The sequence below is a fragment of the Sulfuriferula thiophila genome (genome assembly GCF_003864975.1).
Taxonomy (GTDB): Bacteria; Pseudomonadota; Gammaproteobacteria; order Burkholderiales; family Sulfuriferulaceae; genus Sulfuriferula; species Sulfuriferula thiophila.
Window position 1 is genome coordinate 142,662 of record NZ_BHGL01000006.1, and the last position, 19,158, is coordinate 161,819.

15 protein-coding genes are annotated in these 19,158 nt (G+C 54.0%); 12 read left to right on the forward strand and 3 right to left on the reverse strand.

Annotation, left to right across the window (positions count from 1 at the left end):
• Window positions 1-548 precede the first annotated feature (548 nt).
• From EJE49_RS03150 to EJE49_RS03170, 5 genes are all read left to right on the forward strand, one after another.
• On the forward strand, window positions 549-1,070 hold the full coding sequence (locus EJE49_RS03150) for a hypothetical protein (protein ID WP_124948949.1): 522 nt from the start codon (window positions 549-551) through the stop codon (window positions 1,068-1,070).
• A gap of 339 nt (window positions 1,071-1,409) precedes the next feature.
• The gene (locus EJE49_RS03155) at window positions 1,410-2,060 is read left to right on the forward strand and encodes an N-6 DNA methylase (protein ID WP_124948950.1); all 651 of its coding nucleotides are present in this window, start codon (window positions 1,410-1,412) and stop codon (window positions 2,058-2,060) included.
• Entirely contained in the window at window positions 2,047-3,126 is a 1,080-nt protein-coding gene (locus EJE49_RS03160; protein WP_223246723.1) for a PDDEXK nuclease domain-containing protein, read from the forward strand. The genes EJE49_RS03155 and EJE49_RS03160 overlap by 14 nt, the downstream gene beginning before the upstream one ends.
• Window positions 3,123-4,769 (forward strand): Eco57I restriction-modification methylase domain-containing protein, encoded by a 1,647-nt coding sequence (locus tag EJE49_RS03165; protein ID WP_223246724.1) that lies wholly within the window; start codon window positions 3,123-3,125, stop codon window positions 4,767-4,769. The genes EJE49_RS03160 and EJE49_RS03165 overlap by 4 nt, the downstream gene beginning before the upstream one ends.
• Entirely contained in the window at window positions 4,762-7,299 is a 2,538-nt protein-coding gene (locus tag EJE49_RS03170) for a DEAD/DEAH box helicase family protein (RefSeq protein ID WP_124948952.1), read from the forward strand. Before EJE49_RS03165 ends, EJE49_RS03170 begins: the two co-directional genes overlap by 8 nt.
• Window positions 7,300-7,586: 287 nt before the next feature.
• Here the strand turns inward: EJE49_RS03170 and EJE49_RS03175 are convergent, their stop codons facing one another.
• The 3 genes from EJE49_RS03175 to EJE49_RS03185 all read right to left on the reverse strand — a co-directional run bounded on the left by EJE49_RS03175 (window position 7,587) and on the right by EJE49_RS03185 (window position 9,889).
• Window positions 7,587-8,885 (reverse strand): type II toxin-antitoxin system HipA family toxin, encoded by a 1,299-nt coding sequence (locus EJE49_RS03175; RefSeq protein WP_124948953.1) that lies wholly within the window; start codon window positions 8,883-8,885, stop codon window positions 7,587-7,589.
• Window positions 8,885-9,226: a helix-turn-helix domain-containing protein gene (locus tag EJE49_RS03180; RefSeq protein WP_124948954.1), complete on the reverse strand. Its 342-nt coding sequence runs from the start codon at window positions 9,224-9,226 to the stop codon at window positions 8,885-8,887. Before EJE49_RS03180 ends, EJE49_RS03175 begins: the two co-directional genes overlap by 1 nt.
• 204 nt (window positions 9,227-9,430) lie before the next feature.
• On the reverse strand, window positions 9,431-9,889 hold the full coding sequence (locus EJE49_RS03185) for a GNAT family N-acetyltransferase (RefSeq protein ID WP_124948955.1): 459 nt from the start codon (window positions 9,887-9,889) through the stop codon (window positions 9,431-9,433).
• A gap of 282 nt (window positions 9,890-10,171) precedes the next feature.
• Here EJE49_RS03185 and EJE49_RS03190 point away from each other — a divergent pair, with 282 nt between their 5' ends.
• From EJE49_RS03190 to EJE49_RS03220, 7 genes are all read left to right on the forward strand, one after another.
• Window positions 10,172-10,936 carry a COG4705 family protein gene (locus EJE49_RS03190; RefSeq protein ID WP_124948956.1) on the forward strand — a complete coding sequence of 255 codons (765 nt, stop codon included), beginning with the start codon at window positions 10,172-10,174 and terminating at the stop codon, window positions 10,934-10,936.
• 21 nt (window positions 10,937-10,957) lie between these two features.
• Window positions 10,958-11,617 (forward strand): response regulator, encoded by a 660-nt coding sequence (locus EJE49_RS03195; protein WP_124948957.1) that lies wholly within the window; start codon window positions 10,958-10,960, stop codon window positions 11,615-11,617.
• Complete coding sequence (locus tag EJE49_RS03200) at window positions 11,614-12,906, forward strand: ATP-binding protein (protein ID WP_124948958.1); 1,293 nt, start codon at window positions 11,614-11,616, stop codon at window positions 12,904-12,906. Before EJE49_RS03195 ends, EJE49_RS03200 begins: the two co-directional genes overlap by 4 nt.
• 349 nt (window positions 12,907-13,255) lie before the next feature.
• Complete coding sequence (locus tag EJE49_RS03205) at window positions 13,256-15,631, forward strand: glycoside hydrolase family 15 protein (RefSeq protein WP_124948959.1); 2,376 nt, start codon at window positions 13,256-13,258, stop codon at window positions 15,629-15,631.
• Entirely contained in the window at window positions 15,628-16,413 is a 786-nt protein-coding gene (locus EJE49_RS03210; RefSeq protein WP_124948960.1) for a glucose 1-dehydrogenase, read from the forward strand. Before EJE49_RS03205 ends, EJE49_RS03210 begins: the two co-directional genes overlap by 4 nt.
• 1 nt (window position 16,414) lies before the next feature.
• A complete protein-coding gene (locus EJE49_RS03215; protein ID WP_223246725.1) occupies window positions 16,415-17,977 on the forward strand; it encodes an FAD-dependent oxidoreductase in 1,563 nt (520 codons plus the stop codon).
• On the forward strand, window positions 17,964-19,109 hold the full coding sequence (locus tag EJE49_RS03220) for an MFS transporter (RefSeq protein WP_370685813.1): 1,146 nt from the start codon (window positions 17,964-17,966) through the stop codon (window positions 19,107-19,109). The genes EJE49_RS03215 and EJE49_RS03220 overlap by 14 nt, the downstream gene beginning before the upstream one ends.
• Window positions 19,110-19,158: the final 49 nt, after the last annotated feature.

Below are 19,158 nucleotides of genomic sequence, written 5' to 3' on the forward strand. Positions count from 1 at the left end.
CCGAAAGCCGTACCAGTAGTGGCTTATATACGACCGTTAATCCACAGGTCGTAGTTTGAATCCTACTTGGGGAGCCAGGCATAGCAAACAATTAGGCCATCCTTCGAGGTGGCCTTTTGCTTTTCCGGGTGTTCTGTATTGACTCCAGGCTCGACCTAGGGTCACTCGTTCATCCATACGTCAAAGGAATCGACATGCAGGCAGATCAAGTTCTAAACCACTTGAAAAAACATGGGCAGCTTCTCGACTTGGAGATAGCATCAGCAACCGGGATTGCACTGGTGCAAGTACGCAAGACACTGGCTGACTTAGCCTCGCGGGGAGAAATATCCCAGTGCAGCGTCACTCACTTCCATGGTGACAAGCGTATTGATGGTTTTCAGTGCAGGATTTCGGGCTATGTGCCGCCCGTCGCACCAGGTCGAAAGGCCGGGCCTACCAAAGGCGGCTCATCAGACTAGCAACGAGGCAGTTCAGGAGTCCAGCGGGTGATCCCTTCAGCGAGGGGTGATTCCAGTGGGTTTCAACCAATATAAGGAGCAATACCAGTGACCAACGCACAACGCCGAGCAGCCCGCATGGCTGAAATGAATGGCAGCAAGCCGATACCAACGTCCAGCAGCGCGTTCTGCCCTCATGAGGCAGGCGCGTATTACCTCACTGACGTGGGTACGGTCAGCAACACGATCAATCTGTTTACCAAAGACATCAAGCCGCCAGTGCACACCTACGGCATCATCACTGTTGAGTTTGATCTGGATCCTGAGACTGGAAAATGGATATGGTTTGATGGTAAAGAAAATCAGTCCCCGCGCAAGAATCAGGATGGCTGGCGTCTTGGCAACAAGCAGTTATATGACACACGTGAAGGCGCAGAAGCCGAGCTACAGCGTGAGATGGTCAAAAACGGTGACCGGGTGACCAAGGTGCATGACCTGCCCGACGATATGACTGCGCTGAAAAAGATCCGTAGCGCTCACCATCCAGACCGCAACAACGCTGAAGCCGACCATGATCTTTATCAGGCTGTTATCGAAAAGCTGGACAGGATGCGTGTGGCGAGTCAGTGAACCATACTGATGCCTGAGCAAGTTTGACCTGCAAAACCCACCCTTGTTTGGTGGGTTTTTTGTATTTCAGGTGAACTACGGCAATTTACCGGAATGCCTTGCATTGGCCTGGCAGCAATTTGAGTTGTATAGTACTTAGGCGAGCTTTCACTGAAAATCACAACTAGTAATGATACGCTTCAGCCTACTTCAGAATGTCTCAGGCGTGCGCTGAACAGACCGTTTGAATTAAGGCCATGAAAGTCCGTAATTCGGCCTTAGCGGAAGTTCATGCCTCAAATGAAGAGTATTAGGTACAATGCCATAATACTAACAATTGTAGCCTAAAGCCTTTTGCTTATGAGTCTGATCAAATCTCGAAAACGCGTCGCTGATCACGGAGAGGTATTCACTCCCGCATGGATGGTCGATGCCATGCTCGACCTCGTGAAGGACGAGTCGGAGCGGATTGATTCGCGCTTTCTGGAACCGGCATGCGGGAGCGGTAACTTTATTGTCAAGGTCTTGCAACGCAAGCTCGCCGCTGTCGAGTGCAAGTTCGGGAAATCTGATTTCGAAAAGCAGCACTATGCGCTTCTGGCGCTGATGTGCATCTATGGGATCGAGCTTCTGGAAGATAACATCGCCGAGTGTCGTGCAAACATGTTGGATATTCTCACCGAGTATCTGAGTATTGACGAGTCGGATGACTTCTACCGCGCCGCGACCTTTGTGTTATCGCAGAACCTGGTTCACGGTGATGCCTTGACGATGTGCGTCAGCACTGGCGAGCCGATTACTTTTGCCGAATGGGGCTACCTCGGCAAGGGCAAGTTTCAGCGCCGCGATTTCCGCTTCGACACCCTGACCCATTCGTCGGCCTACAGTCAGGAAGGGACGCTCTTCGCCCACCTCGGCAAGCACGAGATATTCATGCCGACCAAGACCTATCCGCCGATGACGGTGAGCGAGCTGGCTGCTCTGGGGGAGAATGAGTATGGACAAGATTGAAACCATGAGCGACAAGCCGGTGCGCCTGACCGCCCCGCCCGAAGGTTATGCTGACTGGCTGACTGATCTCAAGGGTCGCATCCATACCGCGCAGCAGCGCGCCACGCTGGCGGTCAACCGCGAGCTGGTGTTGCTGTATTGGCAGATCGGGCGCGACATTTTGGTCCGGCAGGCCGAGCAAGGCTGGGGGGCGAAGGTGATCGAGAGGCTGGCGCATGATTTGCGCACCGCCTTTCCTGATATGAAAGGGTTTTCACCGCGCAATCTCAAGTACATGCGCGCTTTTGCCGAGGCGTGGACGGATGCGGAATTTGTGCAGCAGGCTGCTGCACAATTGCCCTGGTTTCACCTCTGCACCTTGCTCGACAAGCTCAAAACCCGCGAAGAGCGGGATTGGTATCTGTCCGAAGCGGTGCAGCACAACTGGTCGCGCAACATTCTGGTGATGCAGATCGAAACCCGCTTGCTGGAGCGTAGCGGTACGGCAATCACCAATTTCGAGGCCAGTTTGCCCAAAGCGCAATCCGATTTGGCCCGCGAGTCGGTAAAAGACCCTTATCGGTTTGACTTTTTGGGTCTCACCGATGAGGCGCAAGAGCGCGAGATCGAACACGCCTTGGTGAAGCATGTCACCGAATTTTTGCTGGAGCTGGGTGCGGGCTTTGCTTTCGTCGGGCAGCAGGTGCTGCTGGATGTGGGCGGCGACGAGTTTTTCATCGACCTGCTGTTCTACCACCTCAAGCTGCGCTGCTATGTGGTGATCGAGCTCAAGGCCGGCAAATTCAAACCCGAGCATCTGGGGCAACTCGGCTTTTATCTGACCGCCGTGGATCGTCAGGTCAAAAGCGAGCATGACAATCCGACCATAGGCCTCTTGCTGTGCAAGAGCAAAAATAAGATCGTGGCCGAATATGCCTTGGGCGATAAAACCCAGCCCATGGGAATCGCCGAATACAAATTGCTCGAATCCCTGCCCCCCGAACTTCAAACCAGCCTGCCCAGCATCGAGCAAATTGAACGCGAGCTGGCGGGCGATGACAGGCGCAGTGACGAGGACGAATCATGATACAGGCGAGCTTCACTCTGCGAGGTCGCAATCCTGATGTACTGACCTGCATTGCCAATCTTTCCAACGACGAGGTATTCACCCCGCCAGAGTTCGCCAACAGGATGCTGGATACTCTCGCCGAGGCGTGGGCGGCCAGCAACAACGGGGCGAACATCTGGGCGGACAAAACCGTGAAGTTCCTCGACCCGTTCACCAAGACGGGCGTATTCCTGCGAGAAATTACTAGCCGACTGAACAAAGGTCTTGCAGACGAAATGCCGAACCTTGAAGAAAGAGTCAATCACATCCTGACGCAGCAAGTGTTTGGTATTGGCATAACGCATCTCACCAGCCTGCTTGCCCGCCGGAGTGTGTATTGCTCGAAGCGTGCCAACGGATCGCACTCCATCGCCAAGGGCTTTGACAGCGAGGCAGGCAATATCTGGTTTGAGCGTACCGAGCACACCTGGGCCAACAGCAAATGCACCTTTTGCGGCACTAGCCAAGCGGTGCTGGATCGCGGCGAGGCGCTGGAAACTCACGCTTACGCGTTCATTCACGCAGATAATATCAAGACTCGAATGAACGAGTTGTTTGGAGGCAATATGCAGTTCGATGTCATCATTGGAAATCCGCCGTATCAGTTGGACGATGGAGGCTTTGGCAAGAGTGCCGCACCGATTTATCAGTTGTTTGTGGAACAGGCCAAGAAGCTCGAACCGCGTTATCTATCTTTGGTAATTCCAGCGCGTTGGTTCGCTGGCGGCAAAGGCCTCGATGAATTCAGAGAGGCTATGCTTGCCGATAATCGCTTGCGCTCTATTGATGACTACCTCAGTGCGGCGGATGTATTTCCGGGCGTGGGTCTCAAAGGTGGCGTGTGTTACTTCCTATGGGAACGGGACAACCCCGGCCTCTGCCGCGTGACCACCCGCTTTAAGGATTGGCCTGACTCGACCGCCACGCGACAGTTGCTTGAAAAAGGCGCGGATGTGTTCATTCGATTCAACGAAGGACTGTCGATTCTCAAGAAGGTTGTTTCTGTCGAAACAGGGCAATCTGAAACTCTCTTGCTCCCAGAAAGTAAGCGATTTGATCGGCTCGTCAGCTCCAGAAAGCCGTTCGCACTTGAAACAACTTTCAAGGGCAAGGCAACAAAGCGCGCTGGTGATGTGCTCATCTACCAGAACGGCGGGACAGGGTACGTCGCCAGAAACTCCGTGCCGTCCGGTACTGAACTCATCGACAAGTGGAAAATTTACATCGGCCGCGCTGCGCCCGGCACCGGCAATCGTGACACCTATCCGCATCGCATCCTCAGTACGCCCTTCATTGGTGAGCCGGGCAGCATCTGTTCCGAAACGTATTTGTGCATCGGCCCGCTCGATTCCAAGAGCGAGGCAGAGAGTGTTTTGTCCTACCTCACCTGTCGGCTGACGCGCCTGCTGATTCTTCTGCACAAACCTTCGCAAGACACCACGCGCAAGGTTTATACCTTCGTGCCCACGCAGGATTGGACTAAACAGTGGACGGACGCTGATCTCTACGCCAAATACGACCTGACGGTCAGTGAGATTGCCTTCATTGAAAAGATAGTCCGCCCGATGGATCTCGCCAGTGATTTTCTCGAAGATGTCACGGTAGTCGAAGAAGATGAGTAAGACCATCGAGGACATCCTCGCGCCCAAGCCAGAAGCCCGTCCTCGCATTTACGCCTACACGATTGACGACAAGGCACACAAAGGTCTGCTCAAGGTGGGGCAGACGACGCGCAATGTGAAGCAACGCATCGCGGAGCAGGTTAAGACCGCCGCCATCAAGAACTACAAAATCGAGTTGGATGAATCCGCCGAGCGCGACGACTGCTCCCTCTTCAGCGATCACGATGTGCGCGCGGCGCTCGTGAGGAAGGGTTTCGAGAACGTCGAATTGGAGTGGATGCGTTGCTCGGTCAAGGACGTGAAGACCGTGCTCGCCGAGCTGCGCACCGGCCAGAAATTCACGGGTACGCATCACGAAACTTTCCCGATGCGCCGGGAGCAGTTTGATGCCGTGAACAAGACCTTTGACTATTACAAGTCGATCTGGGCCGAAAACAAGAATGCCGTTCCGCGTTTTCTGTGGAACGCGAAGATGCGCTTTGGCAAGACCTTCACCACCTACCAGTTAGCGAAGAAACTGAAGGCCAAGCGCGTTCTAGTGCTGACGTTCAAGCCTGCGGTCGAGGATGCCTGGCAAAGCGACCTTGAATCGCATGTTGATTTTGATGGGTGGCAGTACCTGTCAAAATCCTCCGGTGGCGATCCGACGCAGATCAACTCGAAGAAGCCGGTGGTCTATTTCGGTTCTTTTCAGGACCTGCTTGGCCGTGACGCTGTGGGAAACATCAAGCCCAAGAACGAGTGGCTGCACACGGTGAATTGGGACCTTGTGGTGTTTGACGAGTACCACTTCGGTGCCTGGCGCGAGACCGCAAAAGAGCTGTTCGAGGGCGAGGAGGAGGTGGTTGCCAAGAAGGAGTCCGCCCTTGAGTACGCGGCAGACCTGCGGGACGTGAACGAGGACTTGAGCGTGCTCTCTGAGAAGGAGACCGAGTTTCTGCCCATCACCACACGGGCTTACCTGTACCTCTCCGGCACGCCGTTCAAGGCGCTGTCCACGGGGGAGTTCATCGAGGAGCAGATTTTCAACTGGACGTATACCGACGAACAGCGCGCCAAGGAAGCGTTCGCCGCTACAAATCCAAACCAGCGCAACCCCTACGCTGCGATGCCGCAGATGCGGCTATTGACGTATCAGATGCCGGACGAACTACTGGCCATTGCGAGCGGCGGCGAGTTTGACGAGTTCGACCTCAACGAGTTTTTCGCCGCGACCGGCACGGGCAAAACCGCGAAATTCAAGCATAAAAACGATGTGCAAAAGTGGCTGGACATCATCCGTGGGGGCTATGCGCCCAAATCGGTCGAGCATCTGAAGACCGGTACGCGGCCACCGTTTCCGTATTCGGATGTGCGCGTGCTGCCCTATTTGCAGCACGCGTTCTGGTTCCTGCCCAACGTCGCGGCCTGCCATGCGATGGGGAACCTGCTGGCTGAAAAGCACAATGTCTTTTGGCATGACTACGAGGTGGTCGTCGCCGCAGGTGCCTCGGCGGGCATTGGGCTGGAGGCGTTGCCGCCAGTGCGCAAAGCGATCGGGAGCGGATTCGACACCAAGACCATCACGCTCTCGTGCGGCAAGCTCACGACAGGCGTCACCGTGTCGCAGTGGTCGTCGATCTTGATGCTGCGCAATCTCAAGTCCCCCGAGACCTATTTTCAGGCCGCATTCCGCGTGCAGTCGGCGTGGTCGATCAAAAACCCCAACGGCGACAACCCGAACGAGGAGGAGATACTCAAGCCCGTCTGCTTCGTGTTCGACTTTGCGCCCACCCGCGCGCTGCGGCAACTCTCGGAGTACGGGATTGGCCTGTCGCCCAACGAGCCGAACCCGGAGAATGCGGTTAAGGAGCTCGTATCGTTTCTGCCTGTGCTGGCCTATGACGGCGCGAACATGACGCAGATTGACGCAGGGGGCATTCTCGACATCGCAATGGCGGGGACATCGGCCACGCTGCTGGCACGCAAGTGGGAGAGCGCAATGCTGGTGAACGTGGACAACGACACCTTGCGCCGCATTCTGGATAATGTCGAGGCGATGGCCGCCGTGGAGCGGATCGAAGGCTGGCGCGCGCTGGGTGACAACGTCATCGAGACCATCATCAACAAGAGCGAGAAGGTCAAGGAGCTCAAGAACAAGGCCAAGGACAATGACTTGTCAGCAAAGGAGAAGAAGGAACTCTCCGACGAAGAGAAAGAGTACAAGTCCAAACGCAAACTGGTGCAGGAGAAGTTGATTAAGTTCGCAACCCGCATTCCGGCATTTATGTACCTCACCGACTTCCGAGAAAACACGTTGCAGGATGTGATCACCAAGCTCGAACCGGACCTGTTTCTAGCTGTCACCGGTTTGACGGTCAAAGACTTTCACCTGCTCGTCCGTCTTAAGGTTTTCAATACTGAGCAGATGAACCAAGCCGTCTTTGCCTTTCGTCGTTACGAAGATGCATCACTTCGCTATACGGGAATCGAGAGCCATGAGGGCTTAAGACACTATGGACTATATGACACCGTGGTGGCAAAGTATTGAAGGGACGACTACCTTTTTCAGAAGACTGCTAATGTCTCCTTTGGCCGAAAACCGGACGTTAGGTCGGGTCAGTTTAACTGATCGAATCGGGTCACTATGGGCCATTTACCCCAGTCTCTCAGAACTAGCCTTACATACAGATGTTGCTTTCAATGCCTCGAACAAATCTGGTATCAGCTGAAATTATAGAATCGGTTTGTATAGATTAAATCTCGATGCAGATAATTGGGTCAGCCCCACAGCCTATGTCAGTCTCCTGATTCCCACAGTCCAAGACAAATTTCCTGCTAAAGTTGTTTGCGCAATTCTGGGCTAGACACATCGTCAATATGCCGAAATGCGGGGGAGATTCGTGCTATCTGTTCTGCCGGTACGTCGAATGCCTCGAAGTGCAGTTGCCATTGACGCACTACTCGCCAGACCCGGTCAATGATTGCGCATGCATCGGGGGCCAGCAAGCCGAAGCGTTCTTTGGCCGAATAGGCGTTATCCAAATCGGCGAGTCGTCCTTTGGCGCCGACGCCGAGATGCAGGAAGCGTTCGCTTGCCAAGCCGGCTCGCGGCATCACATCATATAGGGGGCTGAGTCGCCACTCGCCCGAGCCGGGGTCGCGCAGGAATGCATGGTTGCGCAGATGGTCGTCGTCGTTGCTTACCAGGATATTGAAAACCATGCGGGCATATAGTTCAGCTATGTCGGCCTTGAGGTAGGCCGTGCCACAGTAACGCCGCATGGCGCTGACGATATCCATGTAACTTTTGTTTGGTGAGTCCGATTCCTCGCAAGCCAGCAGGGTCAGCGCACTGATCATGTGGTGTCTGATCTCTGCTGGTTTGTCTGTTGTTGTCCATGACCGATCGAAGCGGCGTATCAACATTACATTTTTTTCCAGTACTCTGATTATTTTGGTTTCCGGTACGGCTAAGCCTGCCAGTGCGGCTAGCCGGAGGGTGGCATGCTCGATTAGCGGGATATCAATCAGGCTGTCGCCAATGCTGGGAAATTTGGCGAGCCAGAGATGATGTTCGCTGTCGCGAATGCTGACTTTGGGTCGCATTCCGCCCAGGCCGGTGCCGGCGATGAATATATCCGATAATCTGTCTGGGACGGGCAGTCCGGATTCAACGCGTTCTGCAGCTTCCAGCAGGTACTCAAGTGATGGGGCCGATCCCCGTGAGTCTTGAGCCGGTGCGTCTAGCGAAGTGCGAATATCCAGAGCGCCTGCGCGGTCGCTGCCAGCCCCTAACAGGTAAGCAGACTCCGGCAGGCTGTTTGCCGGCACACGGAGCCGGGCTTCGATAAGTCGGCGCCCCCATGCATCAGGCGCCGCATCGCGGATGCCGCCAAAAAACGACAGACCGTTAGGCGGCACGAGCAGCTTGCCCGTTACGTTTTCTATCGGTTTCAAGCTTAATCCGACGGGATCTATTTCGATTGCATTAGGGCGTTCGATGTAGCGTAGGCCATAGGTAAAGGTTGATGCCGCCGTTTGCTGATCATGCTCCGCGAGGTTCAGTTTCCCGGCAGGTGCAAATTCACCATCGATATGTGCGAAAACATAAAGACTGGTCGTTGTGGCGGCCATTAAAAGTCCAGTTCCCTGAGCTCGGCGGCTGTAAGTCCGCGTACTCGCTGGCTGCGTAACTTATGTTCCATAGCAACCAGCGATGGATCCTCGCCGGTGAGCAGTTTTAGTAAAGTCACGCCGGGGGCGATCGCATCGAGGTAGCGCAAGATGCCTCCCAGGGCGACTCCAGGGTCGCCGTGCTCCAGTCGTTGTGCAGTAGCGCGTGAAATGCCTGCGCGCAAGGCAGCGTCTGACTGCTTAACCTGACGCGCTTGGCGTAGTCGCACCAGAGCCTCGCCTATCTGGGCGGCTTGTTTATCTAAGGGGGGTGTCAGGCTGGCTGATTGAGTTACGCGCATGATTCATAAATAGTGCTTTAAGTGTGTTAAGGTCTTATTTAAGAGTCATTCTATAGTGCGTGAATAGCGCTTGTCAATGGTTGTGATTCATAAATGAGTCTTTATTGTAGTTATGGGGTTGTTTATGAGCCATTTTAAGCTTGATGTTGCTGGTGGCGTCACCATGGGGCTGCGTTACATCTGAATTGCAACTGTTCGAATAGATCAAATCTCGATGTGTTTGCTGTACGCATAAAACACGTCATCCCGAATCCAGCCGAGTTTTTCGTAGGCGGCTTGCGCGGGTTTGTTGGTCTTTGCGGTTGTTAGATCCATACGCGCCATGCCGTTTTCGGCTGCAAGACGCTCGGCTTCCTGCAAAAGAATCTTGCCTGCACCTGAGCGTCGGGCTTCAGGCACTACAAACAAGTCATACAGCGAGTAAATGGGCTTTGCTTCCACTGAGCAGAAGGTGGGGTAGAGCTGGCAGAAACCGATAACGTGCTGGTTGTCGTTGCTGGCCAGAATGATGACTGACTCATTATTCTGGATGCGGTTACGAATAAATTCAGTGGCTAAAGGCAAATCGGGTGTTTGCTCATAGAACTGGCGATAGGCGTCAAACAGCGTTGCCGTGATTTCAAGGTCATCTAGTGTTGCGATTCGTGTGTTGATGGTGTTCATGGCTGTGTTGTTATAGATCGGAACGTCAAAAAATTGACCAGTCCATGTCCGGGAATGCAAGCCAGGTCAGGTCGATATCGAACTATTAAGCGCCCGTCGTGCTGCTGACTGATGAGCGTATTTTGCATTTCATGGCATCGTAGTTTTCAGCATCCTAACATGAAATTCTGCATCTGAATTCTCGCGTATATCGGCTTGCTATTCAGGCCGCAGGCGATGTTAAGTCTGCGTTAAGTATTCCTGTTTTATCCTCCAGACTTACTAATACTGTGGGGAGCCATCATGAATAAGTTGTTTAACCGCGTGCCTGAAATTACCCTGTTTTTCTGGGTAATCAAAATCATGGCAACGACAGTCGGCGAAACCGCCGCGGATTTCCTGTCATTTACCATGAAGCTGGGGCTGATTAATACATCCTGGGTGATGAGTGGTTTGCTGGTGTTTGCGTTGCTGGTTCAGTTCAAATTAAAGCGTTATGTGCCCATTAGTTACTGGCTGGTGGTGGTCATGGTTAGTGTGGTCGGCACCCTGATTACGGATAACCTGGTGGATAATCTGGGCGTGAGTCTGGTTACAATTACCGTGTTATTCAGTATCGCTTTGGCTGCCGTGTTTGCGCTGTGGTACGCGAGTGAGAAAACCTTGTCGATACACAGCATTTACACCGCCAAACGTGAATTGTTTTACTGGGCAGCGATCTTGTTTACCTTTGCGCTGGGGACGGCGGCAGGTGATTTGGTGGCCGAGCATCTGGCAGTGGGGTACGCATTATCTGCGGTGATGTTTGGTGCTGTCATAGCCATAATCACGCTGGCTCATTATCGCTTTAAACTGAATGCGGTATTGGCATTCTGGCTGGCTTACATACTGACTCGCCCATTTGGCGCCTCCATGGGTGATTTGCTGTCGCAGCCTGTCAATGTGGGTGGCTTGGGTTTAGGGACTGTCGGAACCAGTGGCGTTTTTCTTGGCGCTATTGTTATTTTGATTGCATACTTAACCATGCAGCAAAAACAGCAACTGCTCATTGCCGATTCGGCTGAGTGATAATCAGGATTAAGGTCAGCCATGCGTTTACTGTTGGTAGAGGATGATGCAATGATAGGCGAGAGCCTGCACGAGGCGCTGGTCAGCGAAAACTATGCCGTGGACTGGGTGCGTGATGGGCGCAGTGCCGAGCTGGCGCTGGATAACGGTGTGTATGATCTGTTGCTGCTGGACCTGGGGTTGCCGAAGAAACAGGGCTTGCAGGTGTTAAGCGAGTATCGGCAGCGTGGCGGTATGTTGCCGGTGCTGATTATTACGGCGCGTGATGCCACGGCGGACAGGGTGAGCGGTCTGGATGCGGGGGCGGACGATTATCTGGTCAAACCGTTTGATCTGGATGAGCTGTTTGCCCGTGTGCGTGCGCTGTTGCGTCGTCAGGCGGGGCGTGCCCAGCCGGTAATTGCATATGGCGGGGTGACGCTCAACCCGGCAAGTCGGGAGGTGTTTCTGAATGGTAACGTGCTGAATTTGTCTGCGCGTGAGTTTGCCCTGTTGCAAGCCTTGCTCGATCCGCCCGAGCGGGTGCTGTCACTGGCCGAGCTGGAAGAAAAGCTCTACGGCTGGGATCAGGAAATCGGCAGCAATGCGGTCGAAGTCTACATACATCACCTGCGTAAAAAACTCGGCACCGACTTCATACGCAATGTGCGCGGTGTAGGTTATAAAGTGGCGGCAGCATGAATTCGATCCGGCAACGCCTGCTGCTCTGGCTCATCGTCGGCATGCTGATCAGCACAGGCATCGCGGGCTTGAGCATGTACTGGCTGGCGCAGGATGAGGCGAATGAGCTATTCGATTACCAGATCAAGCAAATCGCGTTGTCATTGCCGGGTCGTAGTCAGTTGCCTGCGGTAACAGCGGGCGATGAAGATCCCGAGGAAGATAATGTTATTCAGGTGTGGGATGCCCAGGGCAAGCTGTTGTTCGTATCCTATCCGTCACGGGCTTTGCCCCGTTATGCCGCAACTGGCCTGCATACGGTGAATTACCAGCAGCAGCCCTGGCGGTTGTACAGCACACAGCGGCGTGGGCAATACATTCAGGTTGCGCAACCCATGATGGTGCGCGAGGAATTGGCGGCAGCACTGGCGGTGCGCATGCTGATGCCGTTTTTCGTGCTTATTCCGCTGCTGGCCGGGCTGATCTGGTGGTCAGTGGGACGCAGCTTGCGTCCCATGCAAACAGTTACCACCGCTTTAGCAACGCGGCATGCCGATGCCATGCAGCCGCTGGATGAAACCAATTTGCCGCAAGAAATTAAACCCATGGTCATTGCCCTCAATCAATTGCTCATGCGCTTGAATCAGGCCATGCAGGCGCAACGGGCATTTGTTGCCGATGCTGCACATGAGTTACGCAGTCCGTTGACCGCGCTTAAATTGCAGTTGCAATTGACTGAACGCGCTGCCAGCGACGAGCAACGGGCAATTGCGTTTACCAAGCTTAACCAGCGTCTGGATCGCAGTATTCATCTGGTGCAGCAGTTGCTGACGCTGGCGCGTAGCGAACCGCGTCTGGAGCAGGCGAATTTTGTAACCGTTGATTTAAGCGCATTGGCGCAGGAAGTCGCACAGGATTTCATGCCCCTGGCCGAGGCACATCAAACCGACTTGCAGCTTGAGGTGCAACCTGACGTTCTGGTGTTGGGGCAGCAGGCAGATTTGCGTACCCTGATCAGCAATCTGGTTGATAATGCCATTCGTTATACGCCTGATGCAGGGCAAGTCCGTATTTACGTCAGTCGTGAAGCAGGGCAAGCCGTGTTGCGCGTGATGGATAATGGCAGCGGCATTCCCGCGCAAGAACGGGAGCGTGTGTTTGATCGTTTCTATCGGCGCGAAGGCACGGAAGTAACCGGCAGTGGCCTGGGGCTGGCCATCGTGCGCAATATTGCCGAAGTGCATCATGCGGAACTAGGGCTGTCAGATAATTCAAATGGCTCGGGATTGATAGTGACGGTTACCTTTTAGTTATAGCGTTGCCTGCCCGAGCGCTTCATGCAAGCATGATTGCCATGAATACAGATAACTCCGCTGAGCAGCTTGCGGCAAGCAAGCCCACTCCAGATTAAATTCCGGACTCTGCCTCCATTTTTTATCTACTTTCGTCATGTCGCAACTATAACTACATAATTTCTAAAACTTTTCCAAAGTGAGCGTGTCTGTCATATGCAATCTCTATTCTAGCAACGATATCTGTCGTTTTTAGGGTCTGTTTGCTCCAAGGCCGCGTATCTATTGCGGACTAAAGCCGAAGCAATCATCTGTAAGTAACGGGAATCGAAACAAGCCGACAGGCACTTCCCGGAGAGAGGACGCAATGGAAAGTCACATCCCGCAGCCTTCTGGAAAAGCCCCTGCATCATCTTTGCCTAACCTACGCTGGACATCCGCACGCAAAGATATGGTTGGTACTACGCTTGGCGCTTCGCGTCTGTGGTTTAGCGTAGCGCAGGGCATTATCAGCGAAGTATATTACCCTCGTCTTGACATCCCACAAGTGAAGGATCTGGGCTTTATCGTCGCTGACGGCCAAGGTTTCTGGCAAGAGCTTAGTAGCCTGCCTGGCTACACGCTGGAATTCGTAGCGCCGGGTATCCCAGTGCTGACCATCCATCACCGGCACGCGCTGTTCAATTTGCAATTGCGGATATGTCCTGATCCACAGCGCGATGTTCTGTTGCTGGATATTGTGCTGGAGGGTGATGAAGCGTTACGACCTTATCTACTTGCCGCACCACGGTTGGGTGGGGATGCTGACAATAATTGTGCGTGGGTGGATAGGTGGGAAGGGCGACCTTTGCTGTGGGCGGAGCAGGGGCCGTTTGGATTGGCGTTGATGTGCACTGATGCCAAAGGCTGGTCCGGCTTTGGCGCACTTTCAGTAGGCAGCGTCGGGAAAAGTGACCTTTGGCAGGATTTTGATCGTAACCAGAAAATGACCTGGCATTATGCCGAAACCGAACCTGGTGAAGTATCCCTTGGGGGTGAACTACCGCGTCGCTGCACGTTAGCGTTGGGGTTGGGGAGTAGTAAAGAAGCTGCAGCTACCTTGGCATGGAGCGCTTTGATGCAGGGGTTTGACTCGGCCTGGCAAGCGCAGTGTGCGGACTGGAGTGAATGGCAGAAAGGCTGGCAACCACCGCCTAAGCTTGCCGTTTTGTCAGAACCAGTGAAGCAATTGTTGCTACGCTCCGAGAGCGTACTCAAAGTGCATCAGGATCACACTTATCCTGGCGCAGCGGTTGCCAGTCTGTCAGTACCATGGGGCGCATCCAGCTCAAGTCGCGGTGGTTACCATCTGGTGTGGTCACGTGATCTGGTTGAAACGGCGGGTGCATTATTGGCCATGGACAAAATTGAGGAAGTGCAGAATATATTGTGCTACTTGATGGCCACGCAACAGACCGACGGCCACTGGCTGCAGAATCAGTGGCTAGGCGGCAAACCTTTCTGGCAGGGCATACAGCTTGATGAAACAGCTTTTCCAGTGCTGCTGATTGCGGCATTGCAAGAGCGAGATGCATTGGCGCAGATGCCGGTGCATGACACGGTACGTCGGGCGCTCGATTTTATCATCCGTGAAGGTCCTGCCACTGGTCAGGATCGCTGGGAAGAAGATGCCGGTATCAATACATTCACACTGGCGGTGGCTATTGCCGCACTGGTGGAAGGAGCTGAGTTTCTGCAAGGTCGTGAGCGCGATTGTGCGCTGATGCTCGCTGATTACTGGAATGCGCGGCTGGAAGACTGGACCTGGGTAGAAGGCACCGCGTTGGCGAGCCGGCTAGACGTGCCTGGCTATTATTTACGCAGCACCCCTACTGATGAGCTATGCCACGAGGGCGCAAGGCATGAACATCTGCTGATCAAAAATCGCGCCATTGATCCAGATTTGGCCGCCGACGAGCAAATAGCAACTGATTTCCTGCAATTGGTACGGTATGGCCTACGCGATGCTCATGACCCGCATATTGTGGCGAGCATCACTGCCATTGATAAGTTGCTCAAAACTGATACACCCAATGGTCCGGTTTGGCATCGCTACAATGGTGATGGCTACGGTGAGAAATCGGATGGCAGTGCTTTTGATGGCAGCGGCATTGGTCGTGGCTGGCCGTTGCTCGCAGGCGAGCGTGGTCACTATGCATTAATGGCTGGAGAAGACGCGCTTCCTTATTTAGAAGCCATGACTGCCATGACTGGGGCAGGCGGCCTTATTCCTGAGCAGGTATGGGATACCGATCCTATCCCTGCTTGGGACCTTTATCCTGGGCAGCCCAGTGGTTCAGCGATGCCGCTGGTCTGGGCGCACGCGGAATACATTAAGCTGTGCTTGAGTTATGCGCAAGGCTATCCAGTTGATCGCCCAGCGCAAACCTGGCTGCGCTATCACGGTCAGCGTCCGGACATTTCTTTTTATTTATGGCGCATGAAACAACGTCTCCGCAACTTACCTGCGGGTAAGGAGTTACGCATGCTGCTGCATGCTCATGCACGCGTGCACTGGGGAAGTAATGGCTGGCAAAATGTTGCTGATGTGGACACCGAAGACTGGGGTTTGGGGCATGTCGCTATCCTGCCAACGACGCAAATGCATCCTGGCGACACACTGGAATTTACCTTGTATTGGCTGGAAACCGGGCAATGGCAAGGTGAGGATTACCTGATTCAGATCACAGGAGAAATATCATGATGACAATTGATTTGAGTGGGCGTCGTGCACTGGTTACAGGTGCCAGTTCCGGTCTGGGTGAGGCGATTGCAATGGCTTTATCCAGCGTAGGTGCCAAAGTGGCGATTAATTACCGGAGTGACAAAGCGGCGGCAGATGCAGTGGTGGCGCGCATTGTGCAGCAAGGTGGCGAGGCACAAGCATTTCAGGCTGATATTTCAGTGATCGAAGAGGTATCACGGCTTTTCGCTGAGGTCGGTGCAGCCTTTGGCGGGCTGGATATCCTGGTCAACAATGCCGGCATGGATGGCGGCGCTGCAAATTGTGCCGACAGCGATCCTGAGCAATGGGCGCGTGTTATTACCGTTGATCTGCAAGGTTCTTACTACTGCGCACGTCAGGCGTTGCAATGGATGCTGCCGCAAAAAAGCGGGGTCATTATTAACATTACATCGGTGCATGAGTTTATTCCGTGGTCGGGTTATAGCGCTTACACCAGTGCTAAAGCCGGGCTTTCTATGTTCACCAAAACCCTGGCGCAGGAAGTGGCCGCGCAAGGTGTCCGCGTGCTGGCCATTGCGCCTGGGGCAATCAAAACGCCGATTAACGCCAGCGTCTGGCAAGATACACAAGGGTTGGCCGACCTGGATCAGAAAATTGCCATGGGTCGCATGGGTGAACCGAATGAAATCGGCCAGGTTGCTGCTTTTTTAGCCAGTGACCTCGCCAGTTACATTACCGGAACCAGCATTGCAGTGGATGGTGGCATGCTGATCTACCCAGACTTCCGCCACGGAGGTTAAAGTGGCAGATACTATGGATGCCGATTTGATCATTATTGGCACCGGTGCAGGTGGCGGTACGCTGGCTCGTGCACTGGCACCCAGCGGCATTTCCATACTGGTGCTGGAGCGCGGAGATTTTCTGCCGAGGGAAAAAGCCAACTGGCAGGCAGAAGCGGTATTTCATGCCCACCGCTACCATACGCAGGAACGCTGGCGCGATGGCAGCGGACGCTCATTTCAACCGGTCACCGGCTATCATGTTGGTGGTAATACCAAGCTTTATGGCGCAGCAGTGTTGCGCCGCCGCAACGAAGATTTTGTTGCGCGCAACCATGTTGACGGTAGCACGCCAGACTGGCCGATAAGCTATGCAGATTTGAGTTCGCACTACGATGAAGCGGAGCACTGGTATCACGCACATGGTCTTGCTGGCGCTGATCCCACCGAGCCGCTACGTGGTAACTATCCTTACCCGCCATTCACACATGAACCCTACATGGCTGATGTCGTACGTCAGTTGGAAAGAGCTGGGCTGCATCCGTTTCCGCTGCCGCTGGCGCTGAATCGGGACGAAGCTAATCCACAGCTAAGTGCATGCATACGCTGCGACAGCTGCGATGGTTTTCCGTGTATGTTGCATGCCAAGGGCGACGCAGAAACTTGCGGTATCCTCCCGGCATTGCAGTACGCCAATGTTCGTATTTTGACCGGTATTCGGGTGCGGAAACTCCTCACCAATCCCAAAGGCAGCCGTGTGGAAAGTGTGGAGGCAGAAAGTCCGCAGGGCGCACGGCGTTTCCATGCCCGCGTGGTGGTAGTGGCCGCGGGTGCCATCAATTCGGCTGCGCTGCTACTTGCCTCGGCCAACGCACTGCATCCGCGAGGGCTGGCTAATGGCAGCGACCAGTTGGGACGTAACTACATGTGCCATCTCAACAGTGCCTGTATTGCTATCGATCCACGTCGCATCAATCCTACCGTGTTCCAGAAAACTATCGCCATCAACGATTTTTACAATACTTCGGGTAAAGCAGATTTTCCATTCCCGCTTGGTCATATTCAAAATCTCGGTAAGGTTACACCGGCTATCCTCAAAGCGCAGCGCCCGTTTTTTCCCTGGCCGTTGGCACGTTGGGCGGCAGAGCATTCGGTGGATTGGTGGCTGACTACTGAAGACCTGCCCCGCTCTGACAACCGGGTATCCCTGGATGCCGACGGCAGTATACGGCTGCATTACCAGCCGACCAATGAGGCGGCTCATAAGCGGTTGGTCGGTGGCTGGAAAAATATCCTGAAACGGCTTGGCTATCCGCTCGTTTTCACCCAGCGCATGGGTATCGAAGCTGTGGCGCATCAGGTTGGCACGGCGCGTTTTGGCACCGACCCAGGGCAAAGCGTGCTCGATATTAATTGCAAGGCGCACGAGCTGGACAACTTGTATGTGGTGGACGCATCGTTCATGCCCTCCATTTCTGCCGTCAATCCATCGCTGACGATTATGGCTAACGCGCTACGTGTCGGTGTGCATCTGCGTCAGCGTTTCGCCCAGGGTGACTGGAAAATCCAGCTTGAAAATGGTTAAGCTCAGTGCTGTTGCAGTCTATACAGCAGGTTTTCTGCAGGGGTGCGCGTTTGTTCTGATCCCTGCACTCGGCACCATTCTGGCCGCCGCACCCTATCACCTCTCTAGCACTGCTTATGGCGTGCTGTTTCTGCCGCAAACGCTGGGCGCCATCTTTGGCGCGCTCAGCGCTGAAACGTTACAAAAACGCATTGGCAGTCATGGCTTGTTCCGTACTGGCGTTGCCGCAAATGTGATTGCCTTGCTCTTGCTGGCTGGCGCAGCCTATAGCAGCGGTACATTGGCACATGCGTTGCTGTTGCTGGAAACGCTATTCCTGGGTGTAGGTTTCGGCTTGACATTAGCGGCTGTTAATCACTACGCTGCACTGTTGTTCCCCCGCACTGCGACTATGGCAGTCACGCTGCTTAATGCCGGCATTGGTGGCGCTACCGCGCTTTCTCCGCTTATCCTGCATGGCATCGCTAGCTGGAGTAATTGGGGTGTATGGCCACTCATGCTGGCTGTCGGATTTGTGTTAGTGCTAATGCTGCCATTGCCGGCGAGTACAGCCCAAACAGGTGCATCCCCGCGCTGGCAAAGATCTATGCTGTTGTTTGCGCTGGCTGTATTTATCTATGCCATTGGCGAAGGCATCTTTGGTAGTTGGGCCAATATTTACATTAGTGTGAATAAGTCGCTGCCTGCGCATATCGGTGCACTGGCGCTTTCTGCATTCTGGGGCAGTATGACGTTATTCCGTATTCTATTGGCGCTGGTGCCGGAGCGGATAATTCCACAGCGCTGGATTTATCTGGCAGCACCGCTTGGCATGGGTGTCTGTTTTGCCGTGTTGCCATTTCTTTCCAGTGCTTGGGTTTTGGTCGGTGCATTTGCTATAGCAGGTGCTGCTTGCAGTGTCTATTTCCCGTTTTCCATGTCGTATGGACTGACGGCTTTTTCCGGGCAACAAACACGTATGGCTGGCTTGATGGTGGCTGCATTGATGGCCGGTGAGGGTATAGGCTCGTTTGCACTTGGGCCATTGCAAAGTCTGGTGAGCCTGGAACATATTTATTTGTTTGCGACCTTGCTGGCGCTGCCGTTGTTTGTGTTGGGCTGGCGCATCTCATTGCCACCTAAAATGGGTTAAGTGTATTGTCAGTTTGCATGGCGCAACATCAATATGCCGCTGGATTGTG